The 19,385-nt window shown below is 41.3% G+C and carries 19 protein-coding genes and 1 other annotated feature; of the genes, 14 read left to right on the plus strand and 5 right to left on the minus strand.

The annotated features are described in order from the left end of the window. Positions 1-181: 181 nt before the first annotated feature. Both V471_RS04815 and V471_RS04820 read right to left on the minus strand, forming a co-directional pair. Positions 182-1,426 (minus strand): bifunctional folylpolyglutamate synthase/dihydrofolate synthase, encoded by a 1,245-nt coding sequence (locus V471_RS04815; protein ID WP_070847449.1) that lies wholly within the window; start codon positions 1,424-1,426, stop codon positions 182-184. A 44-nt stretch (positions 1,427-1,470) separates the two neighbouring features. Then, positions 1,471-1,932, minus strand: a complete 462-nt coding sequence (locus tag V471_RS04820; protein WP_013990111.1) for a DUF6556 family protein — start codon at positions 1,930-1,932, stop codon at positions 1,471-1,473. 108 nt (positions 1,933-2,040) lie between these two features. On the opposite strand from V471_RS04820, the gene V471_RS04825 reads away from it, so the two are divergent. The 13 genes from V471_RS04825 to V471_RS04885 all read left to right on the plus strand — a co-directional run bounded on the left by V471_RS04825 (position 2,041) and on the right by V471_RS04885 (position 14,963). After that, positions 2,041-3,186 (plus strand): cysteine desulfurase family protein, encoded by a 1,146-nt coding sequence (locus V471_RS04825; RefSeq protein WP_013990112.1) that lies wholly within the window; start codon positions 2,041-2,043, stop codon positions 3,184-3,186. A gap of 54 nt (positions 3,187-3,240) precedes the next feature. Beyond that, positions 3,241-4,464: a tRNA uracil 4-sulfurtransferase ThiI gene (gene thiI, locus V471_RS04830; RefSeq protein ID WP_013990113.1), complete on the plus strand. Its 1,224-nt coding sequence runs from the start codon at positions 3,241-3,243 to the stop codon at positions 4,462-4,464. Between the two features lie 105 nt (positions 4,465-4,569). Beyond that, entirely contained in the window at positions 4,570-6,081 is a 1,512-nt protein-coding gene (gene gtfA / locus V471_RS04835) for an accessory Sec system glycosyltransferase GtfA (protein WP_084871153.1), read from the plus strand. After that, a complete protein-coding gene (gene gtfB, locus V471_RS04840; protein ID WP_084871154.1) occupies positions 6,074-7,393 on the plus strand; it encodes an accessory Sec system glycosylation chaperone GtfB in 1,320 nt (439 codons plus the stop codon). Before gtfA ends, gtfB begins: the two co-directional genes overlap by 8 nt. A gap of 4 nt (positions 7,394-7,397) precedes the next feature. Next, positions 7,398-7,934 carry a GNAT family N-acetyltransferase gene (locus V471_RS04845; protein WP_084871508.1) on the plus strand — a complete coding sequence of 179 codons (537 nt, stop codon included), beginning with the start codon at positions 7,398-7,400 and terminating at the stop codon, positions 7,932-7,934. Positions 7,935-8,046: 112 nt separating this feature from the next. Then, positions 8,047-8,121: a sequence feature (ribosomal protein L21 leader region), on the plus strand. 40 nt (positions 8,122-8,161) lie between these two features. Further along, complete coding sequence (gene rplU, locus V471_RS04850; protein ID WP_002885597.1) at positions 8,162-8,476, plus strand: 50S ribosomal protein L21; 315 nt, start codon at positions 8,162-8,164, stop codon at positions 8,474-8,476. A gap of 35 nt (positions 8,477-8,511) precedes the next feature. After that, entirely contained in the window at positions 8,512-8,802 is a 291-nt protein-coding gene (gene rpmA / locus V471_RS04855) for a 50S ribosomal protein L27 (RefSeq protein WP_002885483.1), read from the plus strand. A gap of 57 nt (positions 8,803-8,859) precedes the next feature. Continuing rightward, positions 8,860-9,555: a GNAT family N-acetyltransferase gene (locus V471_RS04860; RefSeq protein WP_070576586.1), complete on the plus strand. Its 696-nt coding sequence runs from the start codon at positions 8,860-8,862 to the stop codon at positions 9,553-9,555. Between the two features lie 199 nt (positions 9,556-9,754). After that, positions 9,755-10,129, plus strand: coding sequence for a DUF1149 family protein (locus V471_RS04865; protein WP_002885550.1), 375 nt, complete (start codon positions 9,755-9,757; stop codon positions 10,127-10,129). Position 10,130: 1 nt separating this feature from the next. After that, positions 10,131-10,973 (plus strand): DegV family protein, encoded by an 843-nt coding sequence (locus tag V471_RS04870; RefSeq protein WP_014633550.1) that lies wholly within the window; start codon positions 10,131-10,133, stop codon positions 10,971-10,973. A 59-nt stretch (positions 10,974-11,032) separates the two neighbouring features. Then, entirely contained in the window at positions 11,033-11,800 is a 768-nt protein-coding gene (gene dapB / locus V471_RS04875) for a 4-hydroxy-tetrahydrodipicolinate reductase (RefSeq protein WP_014633549.1), read from the plus strand. Continuing rightward, positions 11,797-12,999, plus strand: a complete 1,203-nt coding sequence (locus V471_RS04880) for a CCA tRNA nucleotidyltransferase (RefSeq protein WP_084871155.1) — start codon at positions 11,797-11,799, stop codon at positions 12,997-12,999. The genes dapB and V471_RS04880 overlap by 4 nt, the downstream gene beginning before the upstream one ends. 83 nt (positions 13,000-13,082) lie before the next feature. After that, positions 13,083-14,963 (plus strand): ABC-F family ATP-binding cassette domain-containing protein, encoded by a 1,881-nt coding sequence (locus V471_RS04885; RefSeq protein WP_084871156.1) that lies wholly within the window; start codon positions 13,083-13,085, stop codon positions 14,961-14,963. Positions 14,964-15,041: 78 nt separating this feature from the next. Here the strand turns inward: V471_RS04885 and V471_RS04890 are convergent, their stop codons facing one another. The 3 genes from V471_RS04890 to V471_RS04900 form a co-directional block, all read right to left on the minus strand. Then, a complete protein-coding gene (locus V471_RS04890) occupies positions 15,042-15,545 on the minus strand; it encodes an HdeD family acid-resistance protein (RefSeq protein ID WP_084871157.1) in 504 nt (167 codons plus the stop codon). 68 nt (positions 15,546-15,613) lie between these two features. After that, on the minus strand, positions 15,614-16,375 hold the full coding sequence (locus tag V471_RS04895; protein ID WP_084871158.1) for an NUDIX domain-containing protein: 762 nt from the start codon (positions 16,373-16,375) through the stop codon (positions 15,614-15,616). A gap of 58 nt (positions 16,376-16,433) precedes the next feature. Further along, a complete protein-coding gene (locus V471_RS04900) occupies positions 16,434-17,540 on the minus strand; it encodes an AAA family ATPase (protein WP_084871159.1) in 1,107 nt (368 codons plus the stop codon). A gap of 357 nt (positions 17,541-17,897) precedes the next feature. On the opposite strand from V471_RS04900, the gene gdhA reads away from it, so the two are divergent. Continuing rightward, on the plus strand, positions 17,898-19,250 hold the full coding sequence (gene gdhA, locus V471_RS04905; RefSeq protein ID WP_002885547.1) for an NADP-specific glutamate dehydrogenase: 1,353 nt from the start codon (positions 17,898-17,900) through the stop codon (positions 19,248-19,250). The last annotated feature ends 135 nt before the right edge of the window (positions 19,251-19,385 follow it).

A 19,385-nucleotide genomic window follows, 5' to 3' on the forward strand; every position in this document is an offset into this window, starting at 1 on the left:
CATAGCCTTTTTGGCCATGGAAACCATTCATCCAACAGGTTCAGAAGAATTTGTAACGATGCGATAGAAAAGTGAAGTCTGTTAACTGAGAGTTTCAGACTTTTCTTTGTGTTCAAATAGCAGCCTACACTTTGTGTAAAGCTATAGACTGTCTAAATAAAAAAGGCCTTCAGGCCTTATTTTATTTAATTAAGTAGTTTCTTACTTCTGAGATAAAGTAAAGAGATCCAGTGACAACAAATAAGTCATCAGGATTTGCTGATTCAGCTTGTGCTAGCCAGTCTCTATAGTCGGCTACACGTTTGAAGTCTTTGGGATAGTCATTCAAGGGCAGTGCCTCAAAAAAGTCAAAGCTGGTTACCGTTATATCATAATCTTTCAATTCCTCTAGTAAGTCTGCCAAAGGCTTTCGTCTAAGTCCTGCAAAGAGGATGTGTACCCTACGATTAGCGAAGTTATCTTTTAGTACCTGCTTTAAGCTGGCAATTCCTTGAGGATTATGAGCACCATCTAGATAAATGTTATTTCCTATCCACTCACTACGACCAGGCCAATGCGTCTCTTCAATCCCCTCTTGGATGCTCTTATCGGTAATCTTAGAAAATGTTTGAGCTAGGATATGGGCAGCAGTGACAGCTAGCCCAGCATTGTTTTCTTGATGCTGCCCTAACATTGGAAGTTTAAGATTTGGACTTTCCCAATGGTCATAAGAAATTTGGATCGTTCGATTGTCTTTCGGAAGCAGCTGAATTTCCCTATCAATGATGGCTAAAGGAGCTTGTAGGTCATGTGATTTTTGGTTGAAGAAATGTTCAACTTCTGCAGAGACACGACCAAGTAAGATAGGTGTGTTTTCTCGCATGACGCCTGCCTTATGATTGGCAATGTCCAAAAGGCTATCGCCCAAGGTCTCAGTGTGATCAAAGCCAATCGAAGTACAGATGACAAGCTCTGGCGAAAGAACATTGGTCGAATCAAGGCGTCCACCAATTCCAGCTTCAATGATAGCCATATCAACCTGTTTAAGGTCAAAGTAGAGGAACATGAGTAAGGTGACCAATTCAAATTCCGTTGGTCGCTCAAAAGCAGTGTGCTCTTCTAAATCATCGAGTAGAACCTGAGCTTTCGCAACAAGGCTAATCAAATCTTTATCAGGGATTTCTGTGCCGTTAATGCTAATACGTTCGTTGAAGCGAGTGATATAAGGGGAGGTGAAAGTCCCGACCTGATAGCCTGACTTTATTAGGATATTTTGTAGGTAGCTAGTTGTTGATCCCTTACCGTTGGTCCCGACTATATGCACCGTTGGAAAGTGAGTCTGAGGATTTCCGGCTTGTTTCAAGAGCCAACGCATACGTTCGAGTTGAGGGCGACGGCCATTGCCCTTGAAAGAATGGATAAAATTTAGAGTTTCTGTATAGTTCATAGGATTATAGAAAAAAGGCAGGGTTTCCTAGCCTTTTATATGTTTTAGTTAGAAGCGGCATCACCAGTTGTTGCGCCACCAGTAGTCGCATTGCCAGATGTTGTATCTGCAGTAGCTACTGATGAAGAGGTAGTCGTATTGCCACCCTTTGTTGTATCTGCAGATGACGAATAGGTGTTAGTTCCTGCTTGGCTACTTGTTTCTGTTTCTGAATCAGTCGCATTGCCATAACTAGATGAGGTAGCACTTGATTCTTGAGTCTTATTATTGCCTTCTTTGATGACTACAGTTGATTGATTGGCTGATGAATCAGAAGTGTCCTTATTTTTAGAGGCTGTGAAATTCATGATGGTGATTGAAGCCACGATGATTGACAAAATTGTCCCGACGGCAGTAAGGACTTTTTGGAAGGCAGTGAAGCCTTTTGTAACGTGTTCAGTCACATTTGGGGCAGATTTTTTTTCTTCTTTTGATGAATGATTACGGCGTGAGTAATTTTCAGACATGATGCTCTCCTTAAAAATATTTCGTACTTTCTATTATATGATTTTCTCGCAAAAATTGCTAAAAAAATTATGCTATAATAAATAGTAAATAAAAATCGAGGAAAAATCATGATTTATTTTGATAATTCAGCCACGACGGTGCCTTATCCAGAGGCACTTAGAACCTATCAAGAAGTGGCTACTAAAATTTTTGGGAACCCATCCAGCCTACACCAATTAGGAACATCTGCGACACGTATTTTGGAGGCTTCTCGTAAGCAAGTTGCGGAACTCATTGGAAAATCAGCCGATGAGATTTTCTTTACGTCTGGAGGAACCGAAGGTGATAACTGGGTCATCAAAGGTGTAGCTTTCGAAAAAGAGCCTTACGGCAAACACATCATTGTTTCTGATATTGAACACCCTGCGGTAAAAGAATCTGCCAAATGGCTTTCAGAGCATGGTTTCGAGGTGTCTTATGCACCAGTAAATGAGCAAGGGTTTGTGGATGTTGAAGCTCTTGCTGAATTATTACGCCCTGACACGATCTTGGTTTCGGTTATGGCTGTTAATAATGAAATCGGATCAATCCAACCTATTCAAGCCATCTCAGATCTCTTGGCTAATGAGCCTACCATATCTTTCCATGTGGATGCTGTCCAGGCTATTGGAAAGATTCCAGTATCGTCCTATTTAACTGATCGTGTAGATTTTGCAACTTTTTCTGGTCACAAGTTTCATGCTGTTCGTGGTGTCGGTTTTGTCTACAAAAAGGCAGGGAAAAAGATTACGCCACTCTTAACCGGTGGTGGTCAAGAAAAAGATTTTCGTTCAACTACTGAAAATGTTGCTGGGATTGCGAGTATGGCCAAGGCCTTGCGCTTGGTCACTGACAAAGAGGAATTTTCTCTTCCTAAAATTGCCAAGATGAAAAAGATTATCTTTGACGAATTGGCTAAGTACGAGGATATTACTATTTTCTCAGGTGAGGGTGAAGACTTTGCTCCCAATATTTTGACCTTTGGAATCAAGGGTGTTCGAGGTGAAGTTATTGTCCACGCTTTTGAAGAGCATCAAATCTATATTTCAACGACATCAGCATGTTCATCTAAGGCGGGTAAACCAGCGGGAACCCTTATTTCTATGGGTGTACCGACTAAGTTAGCTCAAACAGCTGTTCGTATCAGTCTTGATGATGACAATGATATGGGACAGGTGGAACAGTTCCTCACGATTTTCAAGCAGGTCTACGCCAAGACACAAAAAGTGAGATAGCAAGATTTAATCGATTAAACAATAAAACTAAATTCACATTTAAAAGGAAAAGGAATGACACTAACATATTCAGAAATTATGGTTCGCTATGGTGAATTGTCTACTAAGGGCAAGAACCGTATGCGCTTTATCAATAAACTTAGAAATAATATTAAAGATGTCCTATCCATCTATCCAGAAGTTAAAGTGACTTTTGATCGAGACCGTGGACATATCTACCTCAATGATACAGACTACGAGCCAGTAGCAGAGTCTTTGAAGCAAATTTTTGGTATTCAAGCCTTTAGTCCTGTTTACAAGTTTGAAAAAGATGTCGAGGTTTTGAAAAAAGCTGTTCAAGACATTATGACTGGACTCTATCGTGATGGTCTTACTTTTAAAGTAACTGCTAAACGTAGTGACCATGACTTTGTTCTCGACAGTCGTGAGCTCAATCTTACTTTAGGAAATGCAGTTTTTGATGTATTGCCTGACATTAAGGCTCAGATGAAGGGACCAGATGTCAACCTTAAGGTAGAAATTCGTGCTGAGGCGGCTTATATTTCTCACGAGGAAATCAAAGGAGCAGGCGGTCTACCTGTAGGTACTGCTGGTAAAGGAATGCTCATGCTTTCAGGTGGGATTGATTCGCCAGTGGCAGGCTATCTTGCCCTTAAACGTGGCGTAGATATTGAAGCTGTCCACTTTGCAAGTCCTCCTTACACTAGCCCTGGAGCTCTTAAAAAGGCTCAAGATTTGACCCGTAAGTTGACTAAATTTGGTGGTAATATTCAGTTCATCGAAGTACCATTTACTGAAATTCAAGAGGAAATCAAAGAAAAAGCGCCAGAAGCTTATTTGATGACCTTGACCCGTCGTTTCATGATGCGTATTACTGACCGCATTCGTGAAGAACGCCGAGGCCTTGTGATTATCAACGGTGAGAGTCTTGGTCAGGTTGCCAGTCAGACTATGGAGTCTATGCAGGCGATTAATGCTGTCACATGTACGCCAGTGATTCGTCCAGTTGTCACTATGGACAAGTTGGAAATCATTGATTTGGCACAAAAAATTGATACCTTTGACATCTCCATCCAACCTTTTGAGGATTGCTGTACTATCTTTGCACCTGACCGTCCAAAGACTAATCCAAAAATCAAAAATGTCGAACAATATGAACGTCGTATGGATGTTGACGCCTTGGTTGAACGTGCGGTTGCAGGAATCATGGTGACTGAAATCACACCTATTGAAGAGGCGCAAGACGAAGTGGATACACTTATCGAAGACTTGCTCTAGTCTAGGAGGATACAGTACTAACATAGTAGTGCTTAGCTGCTACTAGAGTTAGGTATGTCGAAAAAGAAATGTCGATGTTGAACTTTTACCCAGAAAGGAAAATACATGACTGTTTATAACATCAATTTAGGAATCGGTTGGGCATCAAGTGGTGTTGAGTACGCCCAGGCCTATCGTTCTACAATTTTCAAAAACACAGGTATTAAGGCCAAATTTGTCTTTATGGATATGTTCTTGCAGGACAATCTTTCTGATTTGACCCGTAACATGGGGTTTGCGGATGAAGATATCATCTGGCTCTACAGCTATTTTACAGACCTAAAAATTGCTCCAACGACCTATACGGTCAAGGATTTGGAAAAGGAAATTCCTTATGACATCACGCGTCGTGAGATTAATGGTAAAGTGGTTAAGCTCTTTTGTGCCAAGGAAGATATCTTCTATGCAGCCTACTTGCGTAAAGAGGGTGAAGACATCGTTCACCGTGTGGAAAAAGTATCGCGTGGTTGCTTAATCCGTAAAGACTTTTACTCTTATACTAAGATGTTCACGGAGTACTACACACCGGTAGACAATAAGGCTCACCTCTATCAACGCCGTTTCTTCAATGAGGATGGTAGTGTTGCTTATGATGAAATTGTTGATGGTAAGGATAGTGTCTTCCGTTTTCCAGATAAGATTTTGTCATCTAAGCATGAATTTATCGCCTACTTCATGTCTCAACTTGGTCTAACTGACCAAGATACCGTCATCTTGGACCGTGCAACTGGTACGGGACAAGCTGTTTTCCGTAACACCAAACCTGCTAAGCTTGGGGTTGTGGTTCATGCAGAGCACTTTAGTGAAAATGCTGTGACAGACAAGACTATTTTATGGAATAACTTCTACGAGTACCAATTCAGCAATGCAGATAAGGTTGATTTCTTTATCACAGCGACAGAGCGTCAACGCAGCATTATGCTAGACCAGTTCAATAAATACACACCATTTACACCTCATATCGGAACCATCCCTGTGGGAAGTGTGGATAAACTGAGAAAGCCTGAAGGAGAGCGTAAACCATTCTCAATCATCACAGCCTCACGTTTGGCCAATGAAAAACACGTGGACTGGTTGGCCAAGGCTGTCGTTAAGGCTAAAGAAAGTCTGCCGCAAGTAAACTTTGATATCTATGGAACAGGTGCTGAAGAAGCCAAACTTAAGGCCATTATCGAGGAAAATCAAGCTCAGGATTATATCCACCTTAAAGGTCACCAAGACTTAACAGAAGTCTACAAGGACTACGAACTTTACCTATCAGGTTCTAAGAGTGAAGGGTTTGGTTTGACACTTCTAGAAGCCGTGGGATCTGGTCTAGGTATGATTGGTTTTGATGTTCGTTATGGGAACCAAACCTTTATCAAGGATAATGAAAATGGGTACCTCATTCCTCGTTTTGAAAAAGATGATGAGCCTGCTATCGTGGCTGCCTTGGCAGAGAAAATTGTAGCCTTCTTCAATCGCTCAGATTTGGATCATGTTCATCAAGTCTCTTATGATATTGCCAAAGGCTTTTTGACAGAGGAAATCGAGCAGAAGTGGCTTAACTTAGTAAAGGAGATGACTAGTCATGATTAATTTATTTGAAAACTATAGTCAGGGTAGTTGGGATCTCCATTACTCACTGATTGTCGCTGGCTATGTAAATACAACAGTTTGTCTTTCAGATGATGGCTTTCTGCCTAGTGATGTGACCTCACCCTACCTTTATTTCACTGGTTTTGACAAGGTTCAAGGTTCTGCACTTTACTTTAATCAGGTCCCTGTGCCTGACTACTGGGAAATTATAGGAACGAATAGCAATGCGGAAATCTTCCGTTTTGATAAGAAACGTGGTCATATTCATTATGCGCATCCTGCTCACCAACGTCTGGTTAAAGCAGTGGACTGGTATGATGAGTCAGGACGCTTGCGCGTGACTGAACGCTACAATAACAAGGGCTACCGTTTCTCACAAACAACCTACAATGTTAAGCAAGAAGCGACCATTACGAGCTATTTCACTCCAGACAACAAGGAAGTTATCGTCATCAACCATTTGACTAAAGACGTTATCTTGAATTGGAAAGACAAGGTCTACATTTTCAAAAACAAATCTGAATTTGTCGTCTTCTATCTTAAAGAAGCTGGTTATGATTTGAGTCGTATTCTATACAACTCATTGGCGACACCTTTCTTGACAACTATGAATCTTCCAAATTCTGGTCAAGACGTTCTCTTCTGGCAAGAACCTATCACTGATTCAGTTCCTGGGAATATGCGTCTGCTTCTTGAGAGCAACCATCGTCAGACTAAGATTGTTGTACAAGATTACACAGCTTATACGAATCTTCTAAAGTTGGTTAGTCCAGAGCAGGCTTCTCGCGTGGCCTTCCTTGGATTCATGTATCCATTTGCCCGTCAGAACAACTTCCAAAATCAAGCGCTTATCTTGACCAACTCAGACCAGATTGAACATTTGGAAAGCATTGTCAGTGAAGTGCCTACCATGCATTATCATGTTGGGGCCATTACAGAAATGTCAAGTCGCTTGATGGATTTGGCTAAATATAGTAATGTTAGCCTTTACCCTAATATTACGACAGAGCAGGTTAAGCGCCTTTATAAGGAAGCTGATTTCTACTTGGATATTAACCATCAAAATGAAATCTTGTCAGCGACACGTGCTGCCTTTGAAAATAACTTGCTTATCCTTGCCTTTACGAACACTAGCCATGGTCCTGAGTATACCGCGCCAAGTAATATCTTCTCACCAATGAATGCTGGTCAATTTAAGCAAACGCTTAAAGAAGCCTTGGGTAACCGTGACTTCCTTAATCACTTGCTTGATCGCCAACGTGAGCATGCTCATGTAGCAACACCAGAAGATTATAAGAAGATTATTGGTTAGGGAAATGACATTAGAGGTTCGTAACATTTATCCTCTGACACCAACATTTAAGAAGGTCGCTTCGCTTTATGAAGTGGCTTTTCCTGTAGAAGAGCGTCTCCCACTCTGGCAATTGTCTTGGAACGGCTTGAAAAGAGGACAATCTTTCTTGGCCTACTTTGATCAGGAAGTCTTCGTTGGCTTGACCTATACCATTTATACTGGCAACCTGGTCTACCTACTTTTTCTTGCAGTTGAGGAAAGTAAACAATCTCAGGGATATGGCAGTCAGATTTTGGCACAAGTTAAGAAAGAAGCAGGGGTACGACCGTGTGTGCTTACGATTGAACCCATGGATGAGGAGGATGCTTCTAACCGTAATCAGCGCTTAAAACGTTTAGCATTTTATGAGCGAAATGGCTATCAGCTATTGAATCACTTCTATTTCGAGGGGACTGAACGCTATCAAATTTTGACAACGGATAGGAGCCTTTGTTTAGCTGATTTAGAGCAGGATCTAGCTAAGACCTTCTTAGGAAAATATGGTATAAGGGTTGAGTAGGGGAATCATTACTTGGCTAAATATCAATGAGCAGAATAAGAATAATCAAAATAACTTTTTCTCTTGTCATTAGAGGGAAAAAATGATAGAATTGTAACGTTGACTAAATGCACGTCCTGTGCAACCGCACGACTACTGTTTGCAAGTGGGTTCGTCCCCGCAGTACTAGGCGAGTCTTCACAGAGGGAAACCTCAGACACATTAAAAATCTTAATAGGAGGTGCATCATGAGCACATACGCAATCATCAAAACTGGTGGAAAACAAGTTAAAGTTGAAGTAGGTCAAGCAATCTACGTTGAAAAAATCAACGCTGAAGCAGGATCAGAAGTAACTTTTAACGAAGTTGTTCTTGTCGGTGGTGATAAAACTGTAGTAGGTACTCCAGTTGTTGAGGGAGCTACTGTTGTCGGAACTATCGAAAAACAAGGTAAACAAAAGAAAGTTGTTACTTTCAAATACAAACCTAAAAAAGGTAGCCACCGTAAACAAGGTCACCGTCAACCTTATACAAAAGTTGTTATCAACGCTATCAACGCGTAAGTTAGCGACTAATCACTAAGAAAGGACACAATCTTATGTTGAAAACTCTTGAAAACTTGCAACTTTTCGCCCACAAAAAAGGTGGGGGTTCTACTTCCAATGGTCGTGATTCACAAGCTAAACGTCTTGGTGCTAAAGCAGCTGATGGACAAACTGTATCAGGTGGATCAATCCTTTACCGTCAACGCGGTACACACATCTACCCAGGTGTAAACGTAGGCCGTGGTGGTGACGATACACTCTTCGCTAAAGTTGAAGGTGTTGTACGTTTCGAACGTAAAGGTCGCGACAAAAAACAAGTATCTGTATACCCAGTTGCTAAATAATTAAGCTAAAGTCTGCACTTTTGTGTAGGCTTTTCTTTATGAAAAAAGGAGAATCCTATGCCTTTAAATCACTACCAACAAGAAGTGGGGCCAAGTCTAGCGGATGCTAGTCCAGGTAAGATGCCAGATGTTGCCCTATTAGAAGGTCGTTATTGTAGCGTTGAACATTTGACGGTGGCAGAGCATTATGAGGACATTTTAGACTTTTACTTTACTAATCAGATTCTTTCTGATTGGACCTATATGTATGCGGATCCTTTTGAATCTGAAGAAGCTGTACGTCAGTGTTTGGAGGATTATGAGCAATCCCAGAATCCTTATTTCTTTGCTATCAGGGATAAGGCTTCAGGTAAGGTTCTAGGAACCTTTTCACTTATGGCTATTACGCCGAAAAATCGAAGTGTTGAGATGGGGCGAGTGATTTTGGCACCTGCTTTACAAAAGACTCGAGCAGCCACAGAAGCTCAATATCTGCTTATGAAATATGTCTTTGAAGATCTTAACTATCGTCGTTATGAGTGGAAATGTGATAGTCTCAACCGTCCTTCTGCCAATGCAGCCATGCGTTTAGGGTTCACCTATGAGGGGCGTTTTCGTAACCATGCTATCTATAAGGGACGTAGCCGTGATACGGACTGGTTCTCGATTATTGATAGTGAGTGGCCAGAACTTAAAAAGCGATTTGAGAATTGGCTAGCTCCTGAGAATTTTGATGAAAAGGGACAGCAGAAACGTTCTTTAAGGGACTGTTAGCTGGCAATATAAGGGCTCTCTTCTGATGAAGGAGCCTTATTTTAGTAGTCTTAGTCCTAAATCGAAGTTCCTACTTTTCTAGAGATTATTATCGCTGTCAAAATCAGTCTAAATACTCATTTTTCTGTCAATAATATTCCCATAATAAAGCATATTTATGCTATAATAAAGAGTAATTGTATCAAGGAGAATATGACTAATGGATTTAATTCGCGAAAAAGTATTTGTTAACCGTTACCACTATGATGTTCGTAACCATGAGTGGGAAAAAGAGAATGGTGTTCCTAAAACAAATGTTGAAGTAACTTTCCAGTTGCACAATAAAGATGAAGAAGCTAACAATACGTCTGTTGTAGCTGTTTTGCAATTTATGATTGTCCGTGATGAGTTTGTTATCTCAGGGATTGTTTCTCAAATGGACCACATTCAAAACCGTATCGTCAATGAACCAAAAGACTTCTCACAAGAAGAAGCAGAAGCCTTGGCTGCACCGCTCTTGGATACGCTTCAACGTTTGACTTATGAAGTAACTGAAATTGCCTTGGATCGTCCAGGTATCAATTTGGAGTTCTAAGATGTCTCTTGCAGTTATTACGGATTCATCGGTTAATCTCCCTGCTGAAATTCAGGGCCATGCTGATGTTTATGTTTTAGATATTCCGGTCATCATTGAGGGGCAGCCTTTTGTTGAAGGAAAAAACTTGGATGTCAATCAGTTTTATGCGCAAATGGCAAACTCTGAGGAACTGCTCAAGACGTCGCAACCTAATCTAGCTGACTTGGATAACTTGCTTACGGAGTTGGAGGAGAAAGGTTATACCCATGTCATTGGGCTTTTCCTTTCTTCAGGAATCTCTGGTTTTTGGGCCAATAGTCAGATTTTGATTGAGGACCATGCCAAGTTGAAGATTACTTTTCCTGATACAAAAATCACAGCAGCTCCTATGGGAGCCATGGTGAGAAACGTTTTGCATTGGTCAGCCCAAGGGATGTCTTTTGAGAGCATTTTGAAGAAGCTTGAGGAACAAGTTGATCAAACGACGGCTTATATTCTTGTGGATGATCTTAATCATCTGGTTAAGGGTGGCCGTTTGTCGAATGGTTCGGCGATTTTAGGAAATCTTTTGTCTATCAAACCTATTTTGAATTTTAATGACGAAGGAAAAATCGTTGTTTTTGAAAAGGTGCGTACAGAGAAGAAAGCTGTGAAACGTTTGGTTGCTCTAGCTGAGGAAAATCGTGAAATGGAACTTAGTATTCTTCACACGAATGCTCCTGAAAAAGCTGAAGATTTTAAAAGGCAGCTAGAAGCAGAGGGAATTAGCGTTTCAACAGTGGTATCCTTATGTGCTGTAATTGCGACACACTTGGGTGAAGGAGCGCTAGTACTAGGTCTAACACCTAAATTTACCAAATAAGTACTATCCATCTGGGATGGGCTTGTCTATGATTAAGATCAATAGAGAGGGAAAATAACATGTCTATTAAAGTTATTGTTGCTGGATTTAAAGGAAGAATGGGTTCAACTGCGGTTGAAATGGTCAAGGGAGATGACGAATTGACTTTGGCTGCCTTGCTTGACCCATTTGCGACAGAAAAAGAAGTGGACGGTGTTCCTGTCTTCACAGATAAAGCGGATTTGGTTGGCTTTGACGCAGATGTCTGGGTGGATTTCACTATGCCAGCTGTTGCCTATGAAAATACTCGTTTTGCTTTGGAGAATGGTTTTGCACCAGTTGTGGGTACCACAGGATTTACTGAAGCACAAATTCAGGAATTGACAGACCTTTCTAAAGACAAGTCTATTGGTGGTTTGATTGCACCTAACTTTGCTATTGGTGCTATCCTTCTTATGAAGTTTGCGGTAGAAGCTAGTAAATATTTCCCAGATCTTGAAATCATTGAGCTTCACCATGACAAGAAAAAAGATGCGCCTTCAGGTACAGCGGTGAAAACAGCTGAACTTATCCGTGAGGTTCGCGAAACAAAACGTCAAGGTGCTGAGGATGAGGTGGAAACACTTGCTGGAGCACGTGGTGCTGAGTTTGATGGTTTCCGTATTCACAGTGTGCGTTTGCCAGGACTTGTGGCTCACCAAGAGGTTATCTTTGGTGCTCAAGGAGAAGGTTTGACCTTGCGTCATGATTCTTATGACCGTATTTCCTTTATGGGTGGGGTTAACCTCGGTATTAAAGAAGTGGTTAAACGTGATCAGCTTGTTTATGGTTTGGAACATTTACTATGAGATTAAGTTATTTGCCTTCTGAGTTTCAGAAGGCTTTACCAATATTAGAGAAGATTAAGTCAGCGGGTTTTGAGGCTTACTTTGTTGGTGGTTCGGTACGAGATGCCCTTCTTAACCGTCCCATTCATGATGTAGACATTGCTTCGTCTTCATATCCTGAGGAGACCAAGCAGATCTTCGAGCGTACGGTGGATATCGGTATTGAGCATGGGACCATTTTGGTCTTGGAAAATGGCGGTGAGTATGAGGTGACGACCTTCCGAACAGAGGACGTCTATGTAGATTATCGTCGTCCGTCTAGCGTGTCCTTTGTGCGTTCATTGGAAGAAGACCTTAAGCGTCGTGATTTTACAGTCAATGCTTTTGCTCTTAATGAAAATGCTGAGATTATCGACAAGTTTGATGGTCTTACTGATTTGGACAATCATGTTTTGAGGGCTGTTGGTAAGGCTGAGGAACGCTTTAACGAGGATGCCCTTCGTATCATGCGAGGACTACGTTTTGCAGCGAGTTTAGACTTTGATATCGAAGAAAAGACTTTTCAGGCTATGACCAGCCATGCCCCACTTCTGGAAAAGATTTCGATTGAGCGAAGTTTCATCGAGTTCGATAAGTTGCTTTTGGCCCCACATTGGAAAAAGGGAATCAAGGCACTTCTAGCGACTAAGGCTTATCAGTACCTTCCGGATTTTCAAGAAACTGCTGAAGAATGGCAGTCTTTTGTGGCAGACTATGTGGAGGACTTTAGATTTACAAGTTCTGAACAGGCTTGGGCGGCAACTCTTTTGGCTCTCAAGCATGATAATCCACGCTCTTTCCTTAAAAAATGGAAGACGTCTGTTAATTTCCAAAAGACAGTTCAGTCCTTGATTGAGATTTTCAATTTCCGTTTGGAGAGAGCCGTGACTAAACAAGATGTTTATCAGTATGGTAAGGAGCTCTTAGAGGCGGCTGAAACTTTGAGACAGGCTCAGGGCTTGGACGTCGATTATGAGCGTATTGCCGATTTGGATGGTCAGTTGCTCATCCATGATAAGCACGAAATCGTTGTGAATGGTGGCACACTGATGAAGGAGCTAGGATTCAAACCTGGTCCGGACCTTGGACGTACACTTAAAGCCATTGAAAATGCCATCGTTGATGGGAAACTAGCTAATGACAAGGAAGCTATTATGGCCTTTGTTCAAGCGATGAAATAAGTCTACGGACGTTATAAAAATGACACACCGCTACAGAGCATGCGTAGGATCCGTAGCGGTGTTATTTGTAAAAAGGAAGTAAGATGTCAGATTTTATTGTTGAAAAATTAACCAAGTCCGTTGGAGACAAGACGATTTTTAAAGAGATTTCATTTATTATACATGATTTGGATCGTATTGGGATTATTGGTGTCAATGGGACAGGTAAGACAACCTTGCTAGATGTTGTCTCTGAGTGTATTGGTTTTGATGGTGATGTGTCACCTTTCACTAAGTCTAATGGCTATAAGATTGCTTATTTGACTCAAGAGCCAGAATTTGATGATAACAAGACAGTGCTTGATACGGTCTTGTCATCAGACCTTCGTGAGATGGCTTTGATTCGTGAATATGAAACCCTTATGGCAGATTATTCTGAGGAGAATCAGGCTCGCTTGGAGAAGGTTATGGCTGAGATGGATAGTCTAGATGCTTGGTCCATTGAGAGCGAGGTCAAGACAGTCTTGTCTAAGTTGGGATTGTCAGACCTCTCGCAAAAGGTCGGGGACCTCTCAGGTGGTCTTCGTCGTCGTGTGCAGTTGGCTCAGGTTCTCTTGAATGATGCAGACCTCCTGCTCTTGGATGAGCCAACCAACCATTTGGATATTGATACTATTGCTTGGTTGACGAATTTTCTCAAGTCGTCTAAAAAGACGGTACTCTTTATTACCCACGACCGTTATTTCTTGGACAATGTAGCCACACGCATCTTTGAGCTAGACCAGGCTAATCTGATTGAATACCAGGGGAATTATCAAGACTATGTGCGTCTAAAGGCCGAACAAGATGAACGAGATGCAGCAGCCCTTCACAAGAAAAAGCAACTCTATAAGCAGGAGTTGGCATGGATGCGAACGCAACCGCAGGCACGTGCAACCAAACAACAAGCTCGTATCAATCGCTTTAAGGATCTTAAGGGTGAGGTTCACCAAACGGTTAATAATGACGATCTTGAAATTAACTTTGAGACCAGCCGTATTGGTAAGAAGGTGGTTAACTTCGAGCATGTCGATTTTGCTTATGAAGATGGCAAGCAAATTCTCAGTGATTTCAATCTTATCATGCAAAATCGTGATCGTATCGGTATTGTTGGGGATAATGGTGTCGGGAAATCGACCTTGCTCAATCTGATTAATGGTGACCTTGTGCCTACAGCTGGTGTCCTAGATATTGGTGAGACGGTACGTATTGGTTATTTCTCACAGCAAATTAAAGATATGGATGAGAGCAAGCGTGTCATTAACTACTTGCAAGAAGTTGCAGATGAAGTTAAGACAACGGTTGGGACAACCAGTATCACAGAGCTCTTGGAGCAATTCCTTTTCCCTCGTTCTACCCATGGGACACAGATTGCCAAGCTCTCTGGTGGGGAAAAGAAACGTCTTTATCTACTTAAGATTCTGATTGAAAAGCCCAACGTTCTGCTCTTGGATGAGCCGACAAATGATTTGGACATTGCAACTTTGACGGTTTTGGAAAACTTCCTTAATGGTTTTGGCGGCCCTGTCGTTACCGTAAGTCACGACCGCTATTTCTTGGACAAGGTAGCTAACAAGATTCTAGCCTTTGAAGAGGGTGGTGTTCGAGAGTTCTTTGGTAACTACACAGACTACCTTGATGAAAAAGCCTTCTTACAAGAGCAATCAGCCCTCCTCGAGAAGGAAAAAGAGCAAGCTAGCGTTAAAGTTGAGAAAGTTAAAGAAGACAAAAAACGCATGAGCTACTTTGAAAAACAAGAGTGGGCGACCATCGAGGACGAGATTGCTGACCTTGAAGCCAAAATCGAAGAGATTGAAGCAGCTATGCTTGAAAATGCTAGCGATTATGGACAGTTAGCTACCCTTCAACGTGATTTGGATGCTGCTAACGAAACCTTACTTGAAAAGTATGAACGCTATGAGTATTTGAGTGAGCTAGAGGGATAAGCTCTTTAGTAATCAAAGTATGACAAAAGCCCTGCATTTGCAAGGCTTTTTTATGTTTATGTAGTGTCTGGTTTCTTCTTACCACAAGCGGAATGAAAAGGAAAGGACTGAAACACCTGTAAAGATAATTAAGGAAGCTACCAAGCGCCCAATAAGAAAGGCTGAGAAAAACGGAGCACTAAAGAGCAAGAGCCCAAATACCAGACAAATCAAGGTGATTGACAGGGCAGGTTGTCCTGAGAAGCCGAATTGACGTTGGCGATAAGCTTGAAAGCCTTGTGTAAAGGCTGAGACAAGGAGCCACCAAGCGATAATGGTTACAGCTACACCTGAGAGCACCCATGCTGATGTTGATAGCAAAATAATTCCAAAAACAATGGAAATGATACTCTGAAGTAGTTGGAAGAAGGAGCGGTTTTCGTTATCTCGTTTAAAATAAACCATGAGACTTGAAACACCAGATACCAGCATCACTAGGGCAAACAGCCAACCAACGATGGCAAGAAGGTTTGTAGGATTAGCGAAGAAAAAGACACCCAAGAGTGTAATGAGAATGCCACTAATCAATGTAAAACTTTTCATAGGATACCTCTTATTAATTTTTCTTAATACTACTATGTAAGTATCAAATTGTCAAACAAAGACCTACTTTAGAGTGGCTTGATGTGATAAGTGTAGGTGGCAGCCTTTCTGGTTCTCGTAGCTACCTGACGACCTGTTTTTTGGAAGAGGTGTTTAAAGCGGCGCAAGAAATTTGTGGAATCCATCTTGAGGTAGTCTTCATTAAAGGTACCAAAAAGTTGACGGTAGGTGGTCAAGGTGTTTTCCTCGGGCATAATGGAAAGGATAGTTGGATAGTATTCGAGTCGTCCCTTGATACGTTCCATAGCTGTTAAGAGAATTTCCCAATGATCAAAGGCGAGGTCATCATGTGACAGTGTCTTATTGCCATCAACAAGTTGCAGTCGACCGTCTACCATGGCGATGTCTAACCAATGCGTAGATGCTGCATCGTCGGCCGCCTTTTCTACTTGAATATCATTAAAAGTCATGAAGCAGAGATAAGCCACTGTGATAGTCCACATCCGAGGATCCCGATAAGGTGTTCCCACTGTAATGAGTTGCTCAATATGATCAGGGTCGAGTTTAACAGATGTTTCCTCCTGTACTTCGCGACAGACAGCTAGATTGAGATCTTCTTGCTCCTGAACGAAGCCACCACTGAGAGCATATTTCCCCATGAAGGGATGGTTTTTTCGCTTGATAAGTAAGGTTTGGACTCTTCCTTCATAATAGCGGAAGATGACTGAGTCAACGGTCACTGAGGGCTTAACGTACTTATCTATCTCTTCTCGCCGATAGATGTCCAAAAATTCCTTTTCACTACCAGAGTTTTCGAAGGTTTTAGTCATAGGTTTCCTCCATGTTTGTATTGTAAGTTATAAGTAATGATTATGTTGGATTACTCTTTTAAATCTCGATGTGTAAACGTTCCTTGATTGCCTTCTTGGCATTGTGGTAGTTGTCCGCAAAGAAGCTGTCGCTATTACTATTTTCCCCTAAAATAACGATTTTATCCTTGAATGGTGATAGGAGGTCTAGGAGGTGCCGGGTAAACCAGTCACGTGTTTGATTATCAGCCATAGTCATGTCACGGAAACCATCATCTACATAGTTTGATTTTGGCAGGATCACAAAAATCAAATCCCACTTTTCACGGGCCTGAGTTACCTGATAGAGGCGATCCAACAAGTCGAACTCTTCTTGGGAGATATTTTCTTTCAAATAGTAGTCTATATAGACCTTAGTGACTGTTGAATTGGTATCGGCAAAGATAAGTCCTGAGTGTTGCCCTTTGTCAATGATATCAGAGGTCTGGGCGTATTGATCTGTTAGGAGATGAATATAGTCGTTGGTATCTAATTCATCATCTCGTACATTGTACTTTTCTTGATATTCCCTAGCATATTCCAGAGAGCAGGGAGCATTGTAAGTGCGGGCCAAATCCTTAACAAGAGTAGTCTTTCCACCGCTAGCAGAGCCCACAACAAGGACCTTGCGCGTAAAGTGGCGACGGAAAGGCTTGGTGATAAAACGCCAATTTTCCATCGGATTGTCTCGAATCTCAGTAGCAGAGATATTGATAATAGACCGTTCGATGAGTTCTACCTGAGCTTGAGGGTAATAGCGATTGAGCTCAGTTACATACTCTGGCTCTCCAACATAGAAGGTAATCTTTTCAGGATCATCCGTATTCTTAGCGATAAGCTCTTTGACACGATTAACCCAAGGCACCCAGCCCTCTGGATAGGCTGGCATCCCAGCTTCGTCTAGTTTATCCACAACGACTAATTCATCATCATAGAAGACTTCTCGAACATAACGGAAACGTCGATTGAGTGATAGGCCTGCGCGTGTCCCACGATCTTCTTGTGTGTTGCTGCCACTTACGATGACGAGCACATTGTCATTAGCACGTTTTGCCTTGGTAATGAGGTCAACGTGTCCAACGTGCATTGGAGCGAAAGTTCCAAAAACAATGCCGATGCGCTTTCCTGATAAATGTTTTCTTTTCATAAAAAATGATCCTTTTTGAGATTTAGTAAAATTACTAAATTTATGATAGCATAGTTGGTAATCTTTGTAAATGTAAAAATAGTAAATTTACTAAATTATTTTCAACACATTTTAGCCTTAAAGTTCAAAAAAAGTTTAAAAAATTTTGGAGAAAAACCAGAAAAATAGAATCCGCTTACATTGTTGAATTGATAACATTTTAGGATTAACTTAAAAAAGAGAGGTCACTTGCTATGTCATAAAACCTAACATAAAAATCAAAAAAATAGCAGAAAATACTTGACAAGAAGATTCTGAAAATTTATACTATTCATGTAATTAAATTACTAAGGTAATTATTTGAAAGGAAACATTGATATGACAACAGGTAAAGAGTACGTTGCTAGCGTTTTTGAAAAAGTGAAAGCTCAAAATGGCCATGAGGCTGAGTTCCTTCAAGCAGTTGAAGAAGTTTTCGATTCACTTGTTCCTGTCTTCGATAAATATCCTAAATATATTGAAGAAAACCTTTTGGAACGTTTGGTTGAACCAGAACGTATCGTTTCATTCCGTGTGCCATGGGTTGACGATAAAGGACAAGTACAAGTAAACCGTGGTTTCCGTGTACAATTCTCATCAGCTATTGGTCCTTACAAAGGTGGTCTTCGTTTCCACCCATCAGTAAACCAATCAATCATCAAATTCCTTGGTTTCGAACAAATCTTTAAAAACTCATTGACTGGTCAACCAATCGGTGGTGGTAAAGGTGGATCAAACTTCGATCCTAAAGGTAAATCAGATAACGAAATCATGCGTTTCTGCCAAAGCTTCATGACTGAATTGAGCAAACACATTGGTGCAGATACAGACGTACCTGCAGGTGATATCGGTGTTGGTGGACGTGAAATTGGTTACCTCTACGGCCAATACAAACGTCTTCGTAACGAGTACACAGGTGTTCTTACTGGTAAAGGTTTGAACTGGGGTGGATCACTTGCTCGTACAGAAGCAACTGGTTACGGTGCTGTTTACTTTGCAGAACAAATGCTTAATGCACGTGGTGAAAACTTTAACGGTAAAACAGCAGTTGTTTCAGGTGCTGGTAACGTTGCCATCTACGCTATCGAAAAATTGCAAAGTCTCGGTGCTAAAGCGGTAACATGTTCTGACTCATCTGGTTTTGTTTATGATCCAGACGGAATCGACGTTGACTTGTTGAAAGAAATCAAAGAAGTTAAACGTGAACGTATCGTTAAATATGCAGAAGCACGTCCAAACGCAACCTTCACACCTGCTGGTGGTGAAAAGACAGTTTGGTCAGTTAAAGCTGACTTGGCATTCCCATGTGCAACTCAAAATGAATTGGATGAAACAGATGCAGAAACACTTGTAGCAAATGGTGTATTGGCTGTTTCAGAAGGTGCTAACATGCCTTCAACTTTGGGAGCTATTGATGTCTTCCTTAAAGCTGGTGTATCATTTGGTCCTGCCAAAGCTGCTAACGCTGGTGGTGTTGCTGTATCAGCTCTTGAAATGGCACAAAACAGCGGACGTACACAATGGACATTCGAAGAAGTTGATGCTAAACTCTACGATATCATGAAAGGTATCTACGAAAATGCTGCAGCAGCTGCTAAAGAATTTGGTCATGAAGGTAACCTTGTTGTAGGTGCCAACATCGCTGGATTCCTTAAAGTTGCAGATGCTATGTCAGCACAAGGTATCGTTTAATTAATAGACTATTACCAATAGCCTCTCGATAAAATAAGAAAAGAAGCCTGCGGGTTTCTTTTTTTGTTTAGACAGATTTAGGAGGAAGAGGAGATTTGTCCTTTTTTGGTATAATGAGCTAGTAAGAAATCTCTT

The sequence above is a fragment of the Streptococcus salivarius genome (genome assembly GCF_002094975.1).
Lineage (GTDB): Bacteria > Bacillota > Bacilli > Lactobacillales > Streptococcaceae > Streptococcus > Streptococcus salivarius_D.